Origin of the sequence: Thermosyntropha lipolytica DSM 11003 (genome assembly GCF_900129805.1) — a bacterium.
In the GTDB taxonomy this organism is placed as follows: Bacteria; Bacillota; Syntrophomonadia; order Syntrophomonadales; family Syntrophomonadaceae; genus Thermosyntropha; species Thermosyntropha lipolytica.
This window is the reverse complement of record NZ_FQWY01000007.1, coordinates 19,239-37,201: the sequence shown is the minus strand read 5'-3', so window position 1 is coordinate 37,201 and position 17,963 is coordinate 19,239. Positions and strand designations below refer to the sequence as shown.

General features: G+C 41.2%; 17 protein-coding genes. All 17 read right to left on the bottom strand.

All coding sequences use genetic code 11. From position 1 onward, the window contains the following. Positions 1–62: 62 nt before the first annotated feature. Positions 63–1,343 carry a methyl-accepting chemotaxis protein gene (locus BUB92_RS02985; RefSeq protein WP_073089763.1) on the bottom strand — a complete coding sequence of 427 codons (1,281 nt, stop codon included), beginning with the start codon at positions 1,341–1,343 and terminating at the stop codon, positions 63–65. Between the two features lie 84 nt (positions 1,344–1,427). Beyond that, positions 1,428–1,880 (bottom strand): HD-GYP domain-containing protein, encoded by a 453-nt coding sequence (locus BUB92_RS02980; protein ID WP_073089760.1) that lies wholly within the window; start codon positions 1,878–1,880, stop codon positions 1,428–1,430. A 208-nt stretch (positions 1,881–2,088) separates the two neighbouring features. Further along, positions 2,089–2,532 carry a chemotaxis protein CheW gene (locus BUB92_RS02975; protein ID WP_073089759.1) on the bottom strand — a complete coding sequence of 148 codons (444 nt, stop codon included), beginning with the start codon at positions 2,530–2,532 and terminating at the stop codon, positions 2,089–2,091. A 601-nt stretch (positions 2,533–3,133) separates the two neighbouring features. Beyond that, positions 3,134–3,313: a hypothetical protein gene (locus tag BUB92_RS02970; RefSeq protein WP_073089740.1), complete on the bottom strand. Its 180-nt coding sequence runs from the start codon at positions 3,311–3,313 to the stop codon at positions 3,134–3,136. A gap of 93 nt (positions 3,314–3,406) precedes the next feature. Then, the gene (gene rlmD / locus BUB92_RS02965) at positions 3,407–4,648 is read right to left on the bottom strand and encodes a 23S rRNA (uracil(1939)-C(5))-methyltransferase RlmD (RefSeq protein WP_073089738.1); all 1,242 of its coding nucleotides are present in this window, start codon (positions 4,646–4,648) and stop codon (positions 3,407–3,409) included. Positions 4,649–4,718: 70 nt separating this feature from the next. Beyond that, positions 4,719–5,300 (bottom strand): indolepyruvate oxidoreductase subunit beta, encoded by a 582-nt coding sequence (locus tag BUB92_RS02960; protein WP_073089736.1) that lies wholly within the window; start codon positions 5,298–5,300, stop codon positions 4,719–4,721. A 2-nt stretch (positions 5,301–5,302) separates the two neighbouring features. Then, a complete protein-coding gene (iorA, locus tag BUB92_RS02955; RefSeq protein ID WP_073089734.1) occupies positions 5,303–7,051 on the bottom strand; it encodes an indolepyruvate ferredoxin oxidoreductase subunit alpha in 1,749 nt (582 codons plus the stop codon). Between the two features lie 125 nt (positions 7,052–7,176). Continuing rightward, positions 7,177–7,713, bottom strand: coding sequence for a spore protease YyaC (gene yyaC, locus BUB92_RS02950; protein ID WP_073089732.1), 537 nt, complete (start codon positions 7,711–7,713; stop codon positions 7,177–7,179). An 8-nt stretch (positions 7,714–7,721) separates the two neighbouring features. Beyond that, positions 7,722–8,825 carry a histidinol-phosphate transaminase gene (gene hisC / locus BUB92_RS02945; RefSeq protein ID WP_073089730.1) on the bottom strand — a complete coding sequence of 368 codons (1,104 nt, stop codon included), beginning with the start codon at positions 8,823–8,825 and terminating at the stop codon, positions 7,722–7,724. Beyond that, on the bottom strand, positions 8,818–10,143 hold the full coding sequence (locus BUB92_RS02940; RefSeq protein ID WP_073089728.1) for a phenylacetate--CoA ligase family protein: 1,326 nt from the start codon (positions 10,141–10,143) through the stop codon (positions 8,818–8,820). Before BUB92_RS02940 ends, hisC begins: the two co-directional genes overlap by 8 nt. A gap of 24 nt (positions 10,144–10,167) precedes the next feature. Next, the gene (locus BUB92_RS02935) at positions 10,168–11,688 is read right to left on the bottom strand and encodes a sodium:solute symporter family protein (protein WP_073089915.1); all 1,521 of its coding nucleotides are present in this window, start codon (positions 11,686–11,688) and stop codon (positions 10,168–10,170) included. Positions 11,689–11,761: 73 nt separating this feature from the next. Continuing rightward, the gene (gene speE / locus BUB92_RS02930) at positions 11,762–12,589 is read right to left on the bottom strand and encodes a polyamine aminopropyltransferase (protein ID WP_073089726.1); all 828 of its coding nucleotides are present in this window, start codon (positions 12,587–12,589) and stop codon (positions 11,762–11,764) included. A gap of 28 nt (positions 12,590–12,617) precedes the next feature. Beyond that, entirely contained in the window at positions 12,618–12,926 is a 309-nt protein-coding gene (locus tag BUB92_RS02925) for a hypothetical protein (protein WP_073089724.1), read from the bottom strand. Beyond that, a complete protein-coding gene (locus tag BUB92_RS02920) occupies positions 12,923–14,287 on the bottom strand; it encodes a replicative DNA helicase (RefSeq protein WP_242938984.1) in 1,365 nt (454 codons plus the stop codon). The genes BUB92_RS02925 and BUB92_RS02920 overlap by 4 nt, the downstream gene beginning before the upstream one ends. 57 nt (positions 14,288–14,344) lie before the next feature. Next, complete coding sequence (locus tag BUB92_RS02915; RefSeq protein WP_159432298.1) at positions 14,345–15,508, bottom strand: DnaD domain protein; 1,164 nt, start codon at positions 15,506–15,508, stop codon at positions 14,345–14,347. Positions 15,509–15,709: 201 nt separating this feature from the next. Then, positions 15,710–17,293 (bottom strand): MBL fold metallo-hydrolase RNA specificity domain-containing protein, encoded by a 1,584-nt coding sequence (locus tag BUB92_RS02910; protein WP_073089720.1) that lies wholly within the window; start codon positions 17,291–17,293, stop codon positions 15,710–15,712. A 141-nt stretch (positions 17,294–17,434) separates the two neighbouring features. Continuing rightward, positions 17,435–17,911, bottom strand: a complete 477-nt coding sequence (locus BUB92_RS02905) for a hypothetical protein (RefSeq protein WP_073089718.1) — start codon at positions 17,909–17,911, stop codon at positions 17,435–17,437. Positions 17,912–17,963: the final 52 nt, after the last annotated feature.

The window sequence follows — 17,963 nt, the reverse complement described above, 5'->3', positions numbered from 1 at the left end:
ATAAACATAGGAGAAAAGCCCGAGTCGAAAATCAGGCTTTTCTCCTGTTAACATGGTATCTATTATAGCTTAAAGACATTTACCGTTCCCATCAGCTCTTCAGCTATGCTGTTAAGGGTTTGGGCCGTAGCTGCTACCTCCTCGGAAGAAGCAGTCAATTCTTCGGAAGAAGCCGCTACTTCCTCGGCCGCAGCTGAATTTTCCTCGGCTACGGCACTTGCACTTTGCACCTTTTCAATCACTATATCTTTAGTATCCACTATGCCTTTTAGGGCCTTATAGGTTTCCTCCATATACGGGGCAATCTTCTCTACGGTCTCTAATATGTCATCAAAAGATTGAATAGTCTTCTGCAAAGTTTCCACCTGGGCATTAACATGCTCTTTCACCACATTAGATGTAGCTATGACCTCTTCCGTATCTTTTACGGTAGACATGATAAGACTAGTTATTTTTTCCGTTGATTGTTTGGATTCTTCAGCCAGTTTGCGGACTTCTTCCGCTACCACGGCAAATCCCCGGCCGTATTCCCCGGCCCTTGCTGCTTCAATAGCCGCATTGAGAGCCAGAAGATTGGTCTGTTCTGATATGCTGGAAATGAGCTCGGTAACCCCCTTGATTTCATTTACCGATTCTGTCAGGTTAGCAACTTTTTGCACTACTGTTTCAAAGGCTTTTCTTATATCTTCAATAGAAGTCTCCAGCTTGTCCATCTCTTTTTTGCCTATCTCAGCTCTTTTAGCCGTTTCCTTGGTCTCATCCGAAACATCTTTTAATTTTTCATACATAAATTCCACACTGGATGTTACCTCTTTCAACGCTTCGCCTATATCGATAAGATCGCGGGCCTGACCTTCCGAACCTTTGGCTACCTGTTGAACTGTGGAAGACAGTTCCTGCGAAGCGGCGGAAACCTCTTCGGAAGTAGCGGCCAAAGTATTAGAACTATTTTCCAATTCCCTGGCTTTTTCCTCTACTTTGACTACCAAACCTTTCAGGGTTACTGTCATGTTATGCAGGGCCGCAGCAATGGCTCCGATTTCATCATTGCGGCTGCGCACCTCTTCTTCCACTTCTACCTGAAAGTTCCCTTCCGCAATATGTTCAGCACATGCCACCAGAGAACCTATAGGTTTTACCACCGTATTTCGGGCTACCAGGAAGTAGACAAAACCACCTGCAATAATTAAGGCGAGAGATAAAAGCCAGGCTTTAAAACCTAAACCTTTAATATTTAACAGGGACTGCAAAGCTAAGTTATTGAACACCAGTATCAGCAATAAAATTCCTAAAAAATAAGCAATAAGTTTTAACTGCAATTTATCCTGTTTGCTTTTTTCCATTTCAACTTTTCCTCCTTATAGTTATAGTTTCACCGGCCATAGAATTTACCTCTGGAACTAGTGTTTCTAAATAAGTGTCCGATATTAAGAAACTTTTATCTTATTCTGGTAAAAAGCCTTCATAAAAGCCCGCACCACCTCGGGATCAAACTGGGTTCCTGCATGTTTGGTGATTTCTTCTATGGCTTTTGCCTGGCTCATGGCCTTACGATAAGGACGATCACTGGTCATAGCGTCATAAGCATCGGCTACAGCCAGAATACGGCAGGGTAATGGTATCTCTTCCCCTTTCAACCCTCGAGGATAGCCTTTGCCATCCCAGCGCTCATGGTGATACAAAATATACTCGGCAATTCCTGCCAGTTCTGGTGTATTCTGCACTATGCGCCAGCCTATTTCGGAATGTTTTTTCATCCAGGATAGGGGTTTTAGCTTCCACGCATTTTTGATAATTAGACCTGACTTTTTCCCCAGCTCCTGCCCTAAAAGTTCAAGGGAAGTTTTGCCTCTTATTTCCTCTAGGCTAAAACCGGTCAAAACCTGGTGGGCTTTATTATTTCTTATATAGCGAAAATCTCCGTCCTCTACCTAAACCAGGAACATAGCATCCTGAGTTCCATTGAAAATAATATCCAGTTCTATTTCCCTGGCATCGGGGTTAAGTTCTTTTTTAACGTCTTCTCCCATGCTACCTCCTCCTTTGTTCGAAGATTCTGAATTTTCTTTGGCGATTTATCCATTTATTTTATACCCCTACTGCCGTCTGAGATTCTCCTATTAAAATATAGGGATTTAAGAGGATTATGATTTCATTCTCTTTTTTAGCCAGGCCTGAAATATACCTGGCTTTATAATCTAAATCCGTTTCCTGATAAGCCTCGATTTCTTCTTCATTGATCTTAGCCACCCGTGATACAGCATCTACCAGGATGCCTATTTTTTGCTGGTGCACATCCGCGACAATAATCCTGCTTTCTTCAGTAACCTGACCTTCATGCATGTTGAATTTTTTGCGCAGGTTTATTACCGGAATTATATTTCCCCGAAGATTAATAATGCCTTCCATATAATCAGGCATATTAGGGAGCAGTGTAGGCTTCTGATATCTGGTAATCTCCTGAATGTTTAAAATATCAAAACCATAATATTCATCGCCTAGTTTAAAAACTACAAACTGTTTTTCTGCCACTTTTTTCACCCGCTTCCAAGGATTAATAAAATTTTAATATATGTAAATTAATTGAAAAACACCCTTATACCTATTCTCACCCCTTTCTTTAAAGACTTAATTAGCAAAACGACCTATTGACACCTTCGAAAAGTATCAATAGGTCTCATCAGGCATATTCCTTCAACCAGCTATGCAAGGTGAAAAATTGTAAAATTGTCGCGATATTAGTCCTAAAATATCGATTATCTACTTAATAATAATAATAACTTCTCAGGTTGGCAAGATTTTCTTTGCTAAAATCTTTAAAATCGTCATATTATAGTTCATAATAATTAATTCACTAATTTACATTTAAGTTAAGCTAATTATTTCTTCCTTAAATCCTTTCTTTTCTTCATTTAAAATATATATTCGACAGAATTTTATTCTCCATCCATTGTTAAACGGTTCTTATCAGTTTGGGTTCTGTTAAATTTACTGCCTGATGAACTAGAAAAAAATTTGCCCCTTTCCCTAAGCCCTGGTCTCCTTAAAAACCGAAGAACTAATTCCTGAAGCACAACGCGAAGAAAGTGGTTCTAAAACAGATGTGGCAACAATTGGAGCTATGCTGGGATTTTCAATAATGATGATCCTGGATGTTGCCTTGGGATAATACGGCAAACCTGATAAAACTTCCAAAGCAGATAAAAAGTTTAATCTCTTCAATAATATATCTGCTAGCCTGGATAAGATTAAGGTCGTGGTCCAGGGTAGCCAGGTTGCAGTAAACATAGGCTATCTTCATCTCTGAAAGCACTTATAGTGTCCCGCTACTGTTTAGTACAACCTGGATTACCTGCTGGCTCAAAATGTAACCTCTCTTGCCAGGTTTTGCAATTAAGGCCTTCCCCTAATCTATACGGCGTATTCCTGCTACACACTCCACATGATACGTCTTGCTGAACATATCAAAAGGTTTAATCTCTTCAATAATATACCCGCTAGCCTGGATAAGGTTAAGGTCGCGAGCTAAAGTAGCCGGGTTACAGGAAACATAGGCTATTTTTTGTGGAGCCGCCTTTATTAAAGAGGCAATTACTTCTTTTTTAAGTCCGCTGCGCGGAGGGTCAACTATGACCATATCGAATTTTTCATTAAGTACCGGCAGGATCTTTTCACAATCCCCAGCCAGGAAACGGCAGTTGTTAAGGCGGTTATAATGAGCATTATACTCAGCATTTTTGACCGCTTCCCGATTGTTTTCTATTCCCAGCACTTTGGCCGCTCTGCCAGCCAGGGAAATCCCTATGCTTCCTACTCCGCAATAGGCATCAAGGAGGGTTTCTTTTCCCGTTAAGTTTAAATAACTCTGTATAAAGCTTATTATTTTCTCATTCTGTTCCTGGTTTACCTGAAAAAAGCTGCCCGGGGATAAGCGAAAAATATTAGCCCCTATTTTTTCTTCCAGATATAAATCACCGTAAAAGTGGATTAATCTGTTTTTCTGTTTGATGTATATCCCATCTACATCTTCTTTAAGCCGGGACAATATTTTCTCAGGTTCCAGGGAGGGTAAATCGCAAATGAGCATTATTTTGCCATTATATGAAGATTGTCTTACGATTATCTCCCCCTGGCCTTCATGTGCGATCTCCTTCAATATAAAGCCTATTTTCCGGCTTATTTTTGCCATATCTTCCTTAATGAGCAAACAATCATCAATAGGAACCAGCTCGCGGCTTTCTGCCCGGTAATAGCCTAACCTTCCCTTTGCCACATGCCAGGTCACTTTATTGCGGTAACGGTAAGGTTTGCTGCTCCGTTCCACTTCATTTATTCGGGCTTCTATCTTGCCAATTCTGGTTACCGCATCAGTTACGATTCTTTTTTTTAATTGCAGTTCCTCCTCATAGTCTACATGCTGAAAACTGCAGCCTCCGCAGGTATAATAATGCGAACACAAAGGGGTTGTGCGCGCCGGAGAAGGATGGATTATTTTTTCCAACCGGCCATAGGCATAGTTTTTTTTCTCTTCGGTTATGTCAAGTTCGACTTCTTCTCCCGGCAGGGCAAAAGGTATAAAAACTGCCTTGCCGTTTATTCTGGCTACCCCTTCCCCTTTATGAGTTATGCCATCAATTCGTGCCTGCACTTTTGAACCTCCTGGCTGTTAGCTTAATAATAAAAAGCGGAGAAATTATGCCTCTCCGCTTCTCTATATTTTATACTAATTTCAACCCTTCATGGAAAGCTTTTATATTTAAATCAACATATTTGGGGGGTACTATAGCTATTATGGCCTTTTCTACTTCTTCTATCGGAAGTTCCATCACTTTGCTTAAAACCCCTACCAGGACTACATTGGCTACTTTGATATCACCACATTTTAAAGCTATATCACTGGCATTTACCACTAAGGTAGAAGGAACCAGACCTTTCATTTTATCGATTATGTCATCCGGATACCTGGCTTTTCCGCTCATAACCGGCAGAGGATCTATGCGCTCATCATTTACAATCAATATGCCTTCCGGCTTAAGGTAGGAAAGCCAGCGCGCAGCTTCAATCTTTTCAAAACCCAGGATAACATCGGCATCTCCTTTTTTTATTATCGGGGAGTAAACTTTTTCTCCATATCTCACCTGGGAAACTACACTGCCTCCGCGCTGGGCCATACCGTGTACCTCGGAAATCTTAACATCATATCCCATCTGCACAGCTACCTGAGCAATTATGCGGCTGGTTAAAAGCGTCCCCTGTCCTCCTACCCCTACTATCAATATATTTTTTACCTCTTTGCTCATGCTTATCCCTCCATAACCTTAATCGCATCAAATTTGCAAACTTGAGGACAAAGGCCGCAGGCCACACAGGTTTTCAGGTTTATACGCGCTTTTTTGGCATCATCATCAAAATATACCCCGGTACATCCTACCCTTATACACTGCTTACATCCGGTACATGCTTCATCATCTACAAAATACCGGGTGGCAGTATCCTGCTGGTATTTTTTCAAAAGCACACATGGCCGCTTGGTTATTATGACTGACGGGGCTTTACGGCTTAGCTCTTCATCCAGCACCTGTTCCAGTTGGGCCAGATTTAAAGGATCAACTATCCTTATGTGTTCAACCCCTACTGCTTTTACCAGAGTAGGCAGATCCAGCTTGTAGGTAGGTTCATTTTTTATCGTAAAGCCGGTAGCAGGATGTTCCTGGTGCCCGGTCATAGCGGTAGTATCATTATCCAAAATCAACACTGTCGAAATCCCCTTGTTATACACCACATCAATAAGAGCTGTGATCCCGGAATGAACAAATGTAGAATCACCTATAACAGCTACCGTTTTTTGCGCAAATTCTCTTCCCCGCGCCTTTTCCATCCCTAGAGCCATGCCTATACTTGCTCCCATACACAGACAGGTATCCATAGCATCTAAGGGACTTAAAGCCCCCAGGGTATAACATCCTATATCCCCGGTTACGACTAATTTTTTCTTGCGCAAGGTGTAAAAAACTCCTCTATGCGGACATCCCGGACACATAAGAGGGGGTCTGGCAGGAACTGCCGAGCTCAAGTCTCCTGCATTTCTAATCTCCGTTCCTTTGATCTTCTCTTCGATAAGCTCCGGGCTGTATTCCCCAATAACCGAAAACAGATTTTTGCCCTCTACTTTTATTCCCAGGGCTTTTACCTGTTCTTCTATAACTGGCTCTAATTCTTCTACCACAATAAGCCTTTCTACTTTTTCGGCAAACTCGCGGATAAGTTTTTCCGGCAGCGGATTGGTAATACCTAATTTTAAAACTGATGCTGTGGGTAAAACTTCTTTTACATACTGATAAGGAATACCGCTAGTTATAATTCCCAGGCTCTTATCTCCCCATTCAATGCGGTTAAGGGGAGTAGTTTCTACATATTCCTTGAGGCGGGCCATGCGCTTTTCTACTTCTACATGTCTTAAGCGCGCATATCCCGGAAGCATAACATATTTGGCCGCATCTTTTTTATATTCTTTAAGGGCTATTTCCTCGCGTTCCCCTTCTTCTACCAGGGTCTGGGAATGGGAAAGACGGGTGGTAGTCCTTAAGATTACCGGCGTATCAAACTCCTCGCTTAAAAAAAAGGCAAATTTCGTAAAATCCCTGGCTTCCTGACTGTCAGACGGCTCTAAAACAGGTATTTTGGCAAATCTTCCATAACCCCGGTTATCCTGTTCATTCTGGGATGAATACATACCGGGGTCATCGGCAGAAACCAGGACTAATCCCCCATTAACTCCTATATAGGAAAGGGTATATAAGGGATCAGCAGCTACATTAACCCCTACATGTTTCATAGCCACCAGGGTTCTGGCTCCCCCTACCGAAGCGCCGGCTCCTACTTCTAAAGCGACTTTTTCATTGGGAGACCATTCAGCATATACTCCTTCATATTTAGCAAAGCTGCTCAAAATTTCCGAACTGGGGGTGCCGGGATAAGCGGCAGCTACGGTAGCTCCTGCCTCATAAGCTCCCCGGGCGATAGCTTCATTGCCTAACATTAACCTTTTCATCCTTCTCCTCCCTTGGCTCCTTTTCTACATACAAGCAGCCTTCCATCTTGTTAGATAGAAGGCTTAGATAGTTTAAGTTATTTGGCATGATAATACCACAATTCATATTTTAATGTAAACAGATTTTATTCCCATCTTTTATGTCCCAGGGCTATAGCCCTGCTTAAAACACGGGCCATATGATAAACATGTTTTATGCTTTTTGGCTTCAAACTGGACAGATTTTTATCGCCCAGCTTTTCTCCTACTATGCCGGTTATGGCAATCTGTCCAACCGGCGGAAGCCTTTTATCTAGAGCTTTTCCAGGCAGTATCGGACCTTCCCTTATCCTGATCACACCTAAATCGCGGATATTACCCAGGGAGGCATCAACAGCTATGATCACATATCCCTTATTATATTTTTCCTTGATTTTTTCCATAAACAGCCCTATATTGCCTGAGTGTATAGGCTCATCCAGGGTCCCATACAGGCACAGGTCAGGGGCCAGCTCTTTGGCCATAGTGCCGGTCAGAGGCCCAAAACAATCGAGTATATGCCGGTCTGAACCCAGGCATATAAACAGGGGTTCTGCATCATATATAAGATATATTTCATGCAAAACCCCAGCCAGGTTTTCGATTATGTCAGGTTCCGCATAGTGTTTTTCCAGCCTGTACATAAGAGAAGCTATTCTCCCAGCACCTTTTTTAATCCTTCGATAAATCTTTTGTTTTCTTCCGGAGTACCGATAGTTACCCTTATAAAAGTGGGAAAGCCGAAAATATCACCGGTTCTGATTATAATCCCCAGTTGCAGGAGCTTCTTAAAAACTTCCCGGCAGTCTCTTCCGGTATCGACAAAGATAAAATTAGCCTGGGTAGGAACATATCTAAGCCCCATTTCTTCAAACCGGGAATAAAGATACTTTTTACCTTCGAGATTGAGCTGCCTGCTCTCTTCCAGATGTTCTTTATCATCCAGAGCAGCTTCTGCTGCTACCTGAGCCAGAAGATTTACATTAAAGGGTTCAGTTACCCTTTCAACTGCCTGGGCAATAGCAGGAGTAGTAATTCCATAACCTACTCTAAGCCCAGCCAGGCCGTATATTTTGGAAAAGGTCCGCAAAACAATGGCATTTCTTCCGGCTTTAACATATTCTATTCCACTCATATAATCAGGGGCATCTACATACTCGTAATAAGCCTCATCAAATACCACCAGAACATCTTCCCTTATTTTATCCATAAAGTCTTTAATTTCGTCCCGGGTAGAGTAAGTTCCGGTGGGATTGTTGGGATTGCATACATAAACTATTTTGGTGCGGGGGGTAACCGCATCCAGCATGGCTTTTAAATCATGGCGGAAATCATTTAAAGGCACCGCTATACATTTAGCTCCCATTATAGTAGCCGTAAATTCATATTCCACAAAGGAAGGATCGCCAAAAACGACTTCATCCTCGGGAGTCAAAAAAGCCTCGGCCAGGAGCTTTAAAAGCTCATCTGAACCGTTGCCGATCAGGATACATTCTTCTCCTATGCCGATATGTCCGGCCAGTTTTTGTTTAAGGTAAAAATTATTGCTGTCAGGATAGAAATGTATTTTATCCAGGGTTTCCTTAATTTTTTCTACGGCCAGGGGGGAAGGCCCTAGAGGATTTTCATTGGAAGCCATTTTTATAATATCTTCTATGCCCAGCTCCCTTTTTACCTCTTCGATGGGTTTTCCCGGCACATAAGGTTTTAGTCTAAATATCTCTTTTCTGGCTTTAGTCTCGACAAAATTATTCACCCTGTAAACCTCCCTGTTTATGGCGTAAATCTATGACGCGTTTAGCCTTGCCGGCAGTTCGTTCTATGCTGTGCGGCTCTACCAGTTTAATTTTGGGATTGATGGATAAAGTTTTATAAAGCTGCTGGCGCAAATTTTCTTCAATGTGTTCCAGATCGCTGAAGCGGTCAGTAAATATATTTTCTGATACTTCTACCCTTATTTCAATATCATCTAAAAATCCTTTCTTGTAAACTATTATCTGATAGTGCGGCTCTAACCCTTCGATATTCATGAGCACGCTTTCAATCTGAGAGGGGAAAACATTAACTCCTCTGATGATAAGCATATCATCAGTTCGGCCGGTAATCTTGCTCAAGCGAGCCGTAGTACGTCCACAAGCGCAGGGCTCGTAAGTAATAGAGCTTATATCCTTGGTTCGATACCTTATAACCGGCAAGGCTTCCCGACAGAGAGTAGTAATAACTACCTCTCCTTTTTCACCGGGAGGAACTGGTTTTAAGGTTTCGGGATCGATGATCTCAACGATAAAATAATCTTCGGCCACATGCTGGCCGCATATCAATTCACACTCCCCGGAAAAACCAGGCCCTCCTATTTCGCTTAAACCATAATTGTCCGTGGCCAGCATACCCCATCTGGCTTCTAACTCCCTGCGATATTCTTCCGAACAGGCTTCGCCGCCAAACAATCCTACCCTTATCTTAAGATCATTTTTGGGATCTATGCCCATCTTCATTGCTACTTCCGATAAATGCAGGGCATAGGTAGGAGTGCTTACCAGAGCAGTAGTACCAAAATCTTTCATTATCATTATCTGTTTTTCCGAATTGCCTCCGGAAATAGGTATTACTGTGGCTCCTACCTTTTCCAACCCGTAATGTAAACCATGCGCCCCGGTAAAAAGTCCGTAGCCAAAGGCAATCTGCGCCACATCTTCTTCCGTAACCCCGGCCATCGTAACCATACGCGCCACCAGTTCCGACCATATCTCCAGGTCATTTCGCGTATACCCTACCACGGTGAGCTTGCCGGTGGTACCGGAAGAAGCATGCAGGCGAACGACATCTTTCATGGGAACGGTAAACATGCCAAAAGGATAATTTTCCCGGAAATCATCTTTTACCGTAAAAGGAAGCCGGGTTAGGTCACTTAAACTTTTAAGGTCTTCGGGATGGAAACCTGCCTGGGTAAATTTCTTACGGTAAACAGGTGATTTTTCATATACCCGGTGCAGGGTTTCTTTAAGCCGCTTGAGCTGCAGCTTTTCCAATTCCTCCCGCGGCATACATTCCATTTCTTTATTCCATATGCGCATAAAAAATCCTCTCCTGTTTCAGGCTTAATTTTCTAAGACCAGTTCTTCTTTGCCGTAAATCCTGCTAATATGTTCTGCGGAATATTCGGGAGTAACCAGGCTAACTGCCGGTACTACAATTAAAGGGACAAGCATAGCCAGGGCTCCAAAAAAGGGAGTTCCCAGCTGCTGCACGGTTGTAAGCAGGGGATAACTGGTAAAATAGGGCAGCCAGTTGATTATAAAATAGCCGCCAAGTGATATTAAAACCCCGGTTATCATTCCTGCCCAGGCTCCAGCCCGTGTAGTCCTTTCCCAGAAAAGGCCGTACAGATAAGGAGCCAGGAAGGCACCTGCTACGGTTCCCCAGGAAAGGGCCATAAGGGTCAGTATGATACCTGGAGGATTCAAGGCAATCCATAAAGAAAGCCCTACGAAAACGACAAACAGTGTACGCATAAGTTTCATCGCTTTTTCTTCACTTATATGCGGGAAAAGGGCTCCTTTTATCAGGTCAATAGTTACTGAAGAACTGGAAACCAGCACTAATCCCGATAAAGTAGACATAGATGCAGCCAGCACCAAAAGCAGTATCAATACAGCTACGGTTTCGGGCAAAGCCTGACTTATAATATTAGGCATTAAAAGGTCAGGAGAAGGTTTGCCGTTTAATACCGGAAGTTCACGGAAAAACAGATGGCTTAAAGCACCTGAAAAATAAGCTCCTCCCGTTATAACCAGGGCAAAAAAAGTGGAAACCACAGTAGCTCTGGGAATTACTTCCGTATTCTTTATGCCATAAAACTTCTGCACCATCTGAGGCATGCCCCAGGTTCCCAGACTGGTCAGGATAACCAGAGAAATAAGTCCTAAGGCTCCACCGGGACCAATCGGAGCAGCCAGCTTAGGATCGACAGCTTTTAAGGCACTTATGCTGTTTAAAAATCCCCCTACGGTTTCATAGCCGGATATATAAGCTACCATAACTATTACCCCTGCCAGCATAACAATGCCCAGCACAAAATCAACCAGGGCAATAGCTATATAGCCGCCTAACACCAGATAGAGGGCGGTTAAAACCGTCATCAGTATTAAGGCAGCAACATAAGGTATATGGAAAATCTGTTCAAAAAGATAGCTTAATCCCATAAAAACCGAAGCCGAATAGGGAATAAAGAAAATAAATATTATCAAGCTGGCAAATATTTTCATATTGGTGGACCTGTAGCGGGCTTCAAGAAAGGAAGGCATAGTAAGTACATGCAAACGGCTGCTCATTTCTCTAGTTCTGCCTGCTAAAATCTTCCATGCCAGAAAGGTACCGATGATGGTATTGCCCAAGGCAATCCACAAAGCAGATAATCCATAACCCCAGCCTACTTTTCCGGCAAAGCCAATAAGCAGTACAGCCGAAAAATAGGTGGTACCGAAGGAAAATGCCGACATCCAGGGGCCGATACTTCTTCCCCCTACCACAAAATCATTAATGGTAGCAGCTTTGCTGCGGCTATAAAGGCTTAAGCCGATAATAACCGCAACAAAGCATACTACCATCCCTAGTTTCATAATCATTTTCTACCATCCTCCCGTACAACTTTTTTCATTTTGTAAGCCTTCCTGCTCTACCCCTACCGTCCTGCTACAGCATTTCCCTTATGAAATTAGGCAGGGCAAATGCTGCACTATGAACAGCCTCATTGTAATATTTTAAACCATCAATAAGCTTTTTGTCATCAGGAAATTTTCCGGGCTTATATTGCTTGCTGCCGATAGTAAACGTCCAGGGGCCACTTACATAGGTGATACAGGTAGTAAGATACACGAATTTATAAGGGAATACCTCTTTTAAATATTTTTGCACTTTTAAGAAAGCATCTTGAAAAAAGACAGGAGATTCTGACTGTACTACTATCATCCCATCATCACGCAAAGTTTTATAGGCATTTCTATAAAAATCTAACCCAAAAAGCTCTACTGCCGGTCCTACAGGATCGGAAGAATCCACGATAATGACATCGTACTTTTCATCGGTTTCCTTTACATATTTGATTCCATCTTCAATAAAGAGCCTGGCTTTGGGATGGGCAAAAGCCTGAGCCAACTGGGGAAAATACATTTTACTGTTTTCTACTACCCTTTCATCTATCTCTACCATGTCTACTTTCTTTACTTCTTCATGTTTCAAAACTTCTCTTAAAGTCCCCCCATCGCCTCCTCCTATGATAAGGACTTTCTCCGGCCGGGGATGGGTATACATTACCGGGTGAACAATCATTTCATGATAAATAAATTCATCTTTTTCCGTAATCTGCACAGCTCCATCCAAGACTAACGTTCTTCCCCATTCCCTGGTTTCTACAACGGATAGTTCCTGAAAAGGGGTTTTCTCTTCATTTAATATCCTGGTTATTTTCCAGCTCACCTTATATCCATCAGTATGCATTTCCTCCATCCAGTATTCGCTCATTCTGCAACCTCCTCAAGTAAGATTTTCTTTAATATTTTGCCAGTAATCTCCTTATATTATCAATCGTTTTTTTTAACTCCTTCTCATCCTTAAGGTCAGAAGTTAAAAGCAGGTTTTTTATCTCTTCATCTAAAGCGGGATTTAGATCTTTTTGCAGCCATAAATGCAAAACCTGGGTTAAAGGCAGACTTTTTCTTTCGATAACTATAAGGTCCAAAAGGTTTAATAGAAAATACATCTCATCCTGACTCAAATTTTGTTTTAAGGCCAGATCGGCAATCAGGGTAGCAGTTTCATCATATATCTTTTTTATCTTTTCCCGTTCTTTGAAGGTCATAATTGAATCCTCTCGGCATCTTTCATAATCTGCCTTTTTAAGTCAAACTGAATAGGCAGAAGAACTCCGCTTTTTCCATCCCGGTTTTTTTCGATAGAAATATAATAATTCGGATTAAGGTACTTCTTTAGCTCCTCATTTTCCGCCAGCTCTTCTTTGGGAATAGGACTTAATCTTAACATTAAATCACATTCATTTTTCATACGCTTGGCTCCCTGCAGGGTCCCGTCAGGATTAAGCTGTACCAGACACATAACCACAATCTGCAGATTCTGAGCCAGAACCTTTTGCGTTTTGACAATCTGTTCAAGTATCTGCCATTCTGACAGCCGAGGATCATATTTTTCCATTCTTCCTATATAGTCGATAATCATCATGTCAATATTTTTCTGGGCCTTAAACTTACGGGCTATGGAAATAGTCTTTTCCGGCGTAAGATTAGGGCAGGGATAGGAATAAAAGCCACTATCCCTTAATCTTGAATAAGCATTAAAAATAATAGATAATTCCGTTTCGTTTATATCCCCTTTGCGTATGCGCTCATGTTCAATACCTGATAAAATCGATCCCCAGCGCAAAGCTATCTGTACCCTGCTCATTTCCGTATTGAGATAAAGCACTTTCTTGCCTGCATCTACAGCGACCGCCCTAGCTGTATGCAGGGCAAAAGCTGTCTTGCCATGTCCTGTCTGAGCTCCCAGTATAACCAGATCTCCCGGCTTATAGCCCAGGGTTATATTATCCAGGCTAGAAAAGCCGGTAGGCAGGCCTTCTAAAGGCAACACCCCTTTGTTAAGCTCTTTTATTTCCTTATAGCGCAAAAACCTCTTTTCAACTTCTTCATAGCCTAATTTAGCCAAATCTTCCGGAGTATCGATCTTATCATCTATATCCAGAGCGGTGAGGTTGGTAAGCTCTTCCTCCGCTGCCAGCAAAATATCATCTACATCGCTTTCCGGATTTTCATAGAGCAGATTATAACTGCGCCGCAAAAAGGCTTCAAATTTTCTAAGCCGTGCTTTATCCTTAACCCGCTTTATCCAGTATTTTATATTTTCATCATCTATATAATGTTCGGCTATATATTTTAACTCCTCTATATCTTTAGGGTTAGTAAGTATCCCTAAAGCATGTCCTTCTTTCAATATTTCCACATAAGTAGGTTTTATCTCCCTTTCATAAAGGCTGCAGGCCAGTTCGAATATAGTAGCATGTTTGGGAGAATAAAAATCAGCAGCTACCAGAGCGGAATGAGCTTCGATACAAGCTTCTTCCGCATGCAGCATGGCAGATAAAACCCGTCTTTCACTTTCCAAATCATATAAGTATTCTTGAATCTTCTCATAACCCCTAGCCAGCAAAATCCTCACCACCAAATCAAAAACGGGATTTTAAATCCCGTTTTCCTACTAAAATAATTATACCTTACTCTTCAATTGTTCCAAGGTAGAAGGTGGAATATATATCTCATATTCCGTATCCAATCTTGATTTTTTTTCTCCTTTAGCAGAAGTTTTTTCATTTTTATTCTTGGCTTTAAAATCGCGTATTTCTTTTTCCGCATCCTCTACCGTTCTTATTTCTTTGCGCAGCCAGTTGCTGAGCACACTGTCTATGTACTCCAGCCCTCCGTTTTTAGTGCGCTGGCACATAATTTCTCCGGCTTTCATTATCATGGCATGGCTGAAACCCCAATCGTATCTCCACTTATAATAAATGCGCTTGCGGGCTTCTGCCGTCATATCAATCCCGGTAAAATTACCAAATTCCATTATTTCCGGATCAAACTGTTTCATCCTGATGGCCATATTCTTTTCCAGATCAACATATTTTTCAAAATAGAGTCCCATGCCTTCTACGGTATTTATGCTGTACTCTTTGAGATCACGGGCAATTCTGGTTATCTCCCGGGGGTTATAAATATTTCTTTCAAAACATAATTCCAGCATACACAGCAAAAATTCCGGAGTAAACCCCAGTTCATACAGCCATTTTTTCAGCTCATTAGACATTTTTACACTTAAAAGATTGCCTGTCTTGCGAGCTATAAAATCTGCTACCTTCTTATAATTATCATTTTCATGGTCTAAAGTGTTAATATCAGCTGGGACAACTGCTCTTTTCTCTTCCAGTTCAGCTTCTAAAGACCTTATTTTTTCTTCGTAATTTTTAATTAAGGTCTCCATTTCTATTAACTGGTTCCGGTCATTAGCTGCCGGGAACAGCTCAGGATGATCCCTCCATATAAGCGCTTCGATTTTGGCCATCAGAGGTTCCAGATATATTTCCTTATCATTAAAAGCAGCTTTATCATCTTTTATCTCGATTAATTTCATTTTACTCAAGCGGCTTATCTTTTTAGCCAGCTTTTGCTTGCTAAGAGAAGGGCAAACATTCAATACCTGTCCGGCAGTTATCCCGGTGCGATATAACGGTTTGGAATTTTCGATGGCATAAAAAATAGCCGATAATACTCCAATATCTTCCATGTCCAGATCTAATTCTTTAGAATAAGAAAAAATAACCCCCGGAATGCAGGCATATCCCCAACGCATCATTTCCAATGCAGCACATTTATCCATACCTGTTCTTACTCCCATCACACGAAGTAAGATGATTATATCATCCTCACTCTCCCACCCACAAACACATAATATTTCAATTTTAAAAAGATTAAAGACTAGAACCTGTTAAAAATTAAAAAAAAAAGATATTTTGCACCAAATATAAGCTTGACTAAAAAAAATGCCGACTGGTTGAGGAAAACTTCTTGCTGTCGAAAATTAAGGTTTTAAAACTTGCTCCATCTTTTTTAAATCATCTATCATCTTATCATAATCCCCATTAGCCCAGTATCTAGCAAACTTCTCGTGCCATATGCTCATAGTAGCAAGATATAATTTTTCTGCTTCCAGGGCTTTTGGCATATTTTCAGCCAAGAGAGAGGAAACTTCCGCCTGTTCATGTTTGCAGGGCAGTTCTATTTCTTCTCCCCATTCCGGTATATAAACCGGTATCTTTAATTCCTTTTGAATAATTTCCGCTAAAGCTGATTGTGCCTCTTCTTCCCCATGTACCAAAAATATTTCTTGCGGTGGAGAAACAAAAGCTTTAAGCCAGGAAAGCAAACCTTCCCTATCCGCATGAGCGGAATAAGCTTCAATACGTTCTATTTCCGCTTTAACCGCTATTTCTTCACCGTGAATCTTTACTACCTTCTCTCCTTCCAGTATTTTGCGGCCTAAAGTTCCTTCAGCCTGATAACCTACAAACAGGATAGTAGACTCCGGACGCCACAGATTATGTTTTAAGTGATGTTTTATGCGTCCTGCTTCACACATGCCGCTTGCTGATATTATTATGGCTTTTCCTTTTATTTGATTCAAAGCTACTGAATCTTCCTGGGTAACAGAAAATTTAAGGTTGGGAAGTTTTAAAGGATGTTTACCTTCAGCTACCAGTTTTCTAGTTTCATAATCATAATACTCGGTATTTTCCTGAAAAATTTGGGTAGCAGCTACCGCCAGAGGACTGTCTATATAAATCTTGATATCAGGGGGGAGCAAGCCTTTATGATAAAGATAATTGAGGTCATATAATAAATCCTGGGTACGCTCTACCGCAAAGGAAGGTATTATTAAATTACCTCCTTTGCGCATAGTCCTATCAATAATCTCTTTTAACTGTTCCTTCCTCTTTTCTACCCCTTCATGGAGCCTGTTGCCATAAGTTGATTCAAGTATTAAATAATCAGCACTTTCAATAACTGCCGGGTCTTTTATTATAGGCTGATTAGGTTGTCCTAGATCTCCGGAAAAGACCAGTTTTAGCTTATGATGATCCTCTTTAATCCATAATTCAACTATATTGGATCCTAATATATGGCCGGCATCGCGTAACCTTACTTCTACTCCCTCGTGTAAAGGAATTATTTCATCCATATTAAGGGGGACAAACTGCTCTAGACATTTTAAAGCATCATCTACCCTGTATATAGGTTCTAGCAAAGGTTTACCTGCTCTTTGATATTTACGGTTTTTTCTTGCTACTTCCATTTCCTGTATATGTGCTGAATCAGGCAGGAGTATTTCGGCAAGTTTTTTCGTGGCATGGCTGCAATAGATAGGTCCTTTAAAGCCTTTTTTGCAAAATTTAGGCACTAACCCTATATGATCAATATGCGCATGGGTGAGAATTAAAAAGTCAACAGTTTCCGGAGGGACTAAAAATTCACCATAGTTGCGTTCCTTTATCTCCTTACTCCCCTGAAATAAGCCGCAATCAATAGCAAAGCGGGTATTTTCCGTATCAACAAGAAAAAAAGCCCCTGTAACTGTTTTAGCTGCTCCTAAAAATTTAAGCTTCATCCTTATCCCGCCTTCTTTAATTATTATTCATTATGGGGACATAATTAGTTTTTGGTTACGGTTCTTTATCTATGTAAATTATAATACGCGCCAGTTAGGCCCAGCAATGGGAAAGTAAACTCATTATTATCTATCAAAATATTAGACTGCCATTACATGCCGGCTGTCTTTTTTTCTCGCCAATCTTTCATATTGCTGAAAAAACTCAATAATTTCATATCTTATCCGGTTAATATCCCCGGAAATAAATGCTGTTTCCACCTGGCTAAAATTATTTTGTCCAAATTCCCTGACTATTTCACTGGTATCGAGATCCTCTACCAGTTCACTATAACGGTTATGAATATCAGCAAATATGGCATAATAAAGCTCTTTAATCTGCATCATTCTTTTCTGGGCCAGCATAATATCAAAATCTTCTTTTTGTACCAGGTGCAGAAGTCCTCGTAAAAGATTCTGCAGCAGATTATTGTTAAATATGGCCAGGTTCAGCTCTCTTTTATATTGTTTACTCAAAAGATATTTTATATATTCCAGGCATTCTTTTTGGCCTGCTGGTCCTAAAGCTTGAAATAGTTTTAATAATTCTAGCTCCCGCAGAGAAAAATCAGGTAACATGAGGAAAACCTCCTTTAGCTTTTATAGTCGCTAAAAGAGGTTTTCCACTTCC

Excerpts from the sequence above, each read along its gene's own strand:
- BUB92_RS02940 (WP_073089728.1), bottom strand. The coding sequence starts at position 10,143 with ATGCGCATATGGAATAAAGAAATGGAATGTATGCCGCGGGAGGAATTG.
- BUB92_RS02915 (WP_159432298.1), bottom strand. The coding sequence starts at position 15,508 with ATGGATAAATGTGCTGCATTGGAAATGATGCGTTGGGGATATGCCTGC.
- yyaC (WP_073089732.1), bottom strand. The coding sequence starts at position 7,713 with ATGTACAGGCTGGAAAAACACTATGCGGAACCTGACATAATCGAAAAC.
- BUB92_RS02985 (WP_073089763.1), bottom strand. The coding sequence starts at position 1,343 with ATGGAAAAAAGCAAACAGGATAAATTGCAGTTAAAACTTATTGCTTAT.
- BUB92_RS02935 (WP_073089915.1), bottom strand. The coding sequence starts at position 11,688 with ATGAAACTAGGGATGGTAGTATGCTTTGTTGCGGTTATTATCGGCTTA.
- BUB92_RS02960 (WP_073089736.1), bottom strand. The coding sequence starts at position 5,300 with ATGAGCAAAGAGGTAAAAAATATATTGATAGTAGGGGTAGGAGGACAG.
- BUB92_RS02925 (WP_073089724.1), bottom strand. The coding sequence starts at position 12,926 with ATGACCTTCAAAGAACGGGAAAAGATAAAAAAGATATATGATGAAACT.
- speE (WP_073089726.1), bottom strand. The coding sequence starts at position 12,589 with ATGAGCGAATACTGGATGGAGGAAATGCATACTGATGGATATAAGGTG.
- BUB92_RS02905 (WP_073089718.1), bottom strand. The coding sequence starts at position 17,911 with ATGTTACCTGATTTTTCTCTGCGGGAGCTAGAATTATTAAAACTATTT.
- BUB92_RS02910 (WP_073089720.1), bottom strand. The coding sequence starts at position 17,293 with ATGAAGCTTAAATTTTTAGGAGCAGCTAAAACAGTTACAGGGGCTTTT.
- iorA (WP_073089734.1), bottom strand. The coding sequence starts at position 7,051 with ATGAAAAGGTTAATGTTAGGCAATGAAGCTATCGCCCGGGGAGCTTAT.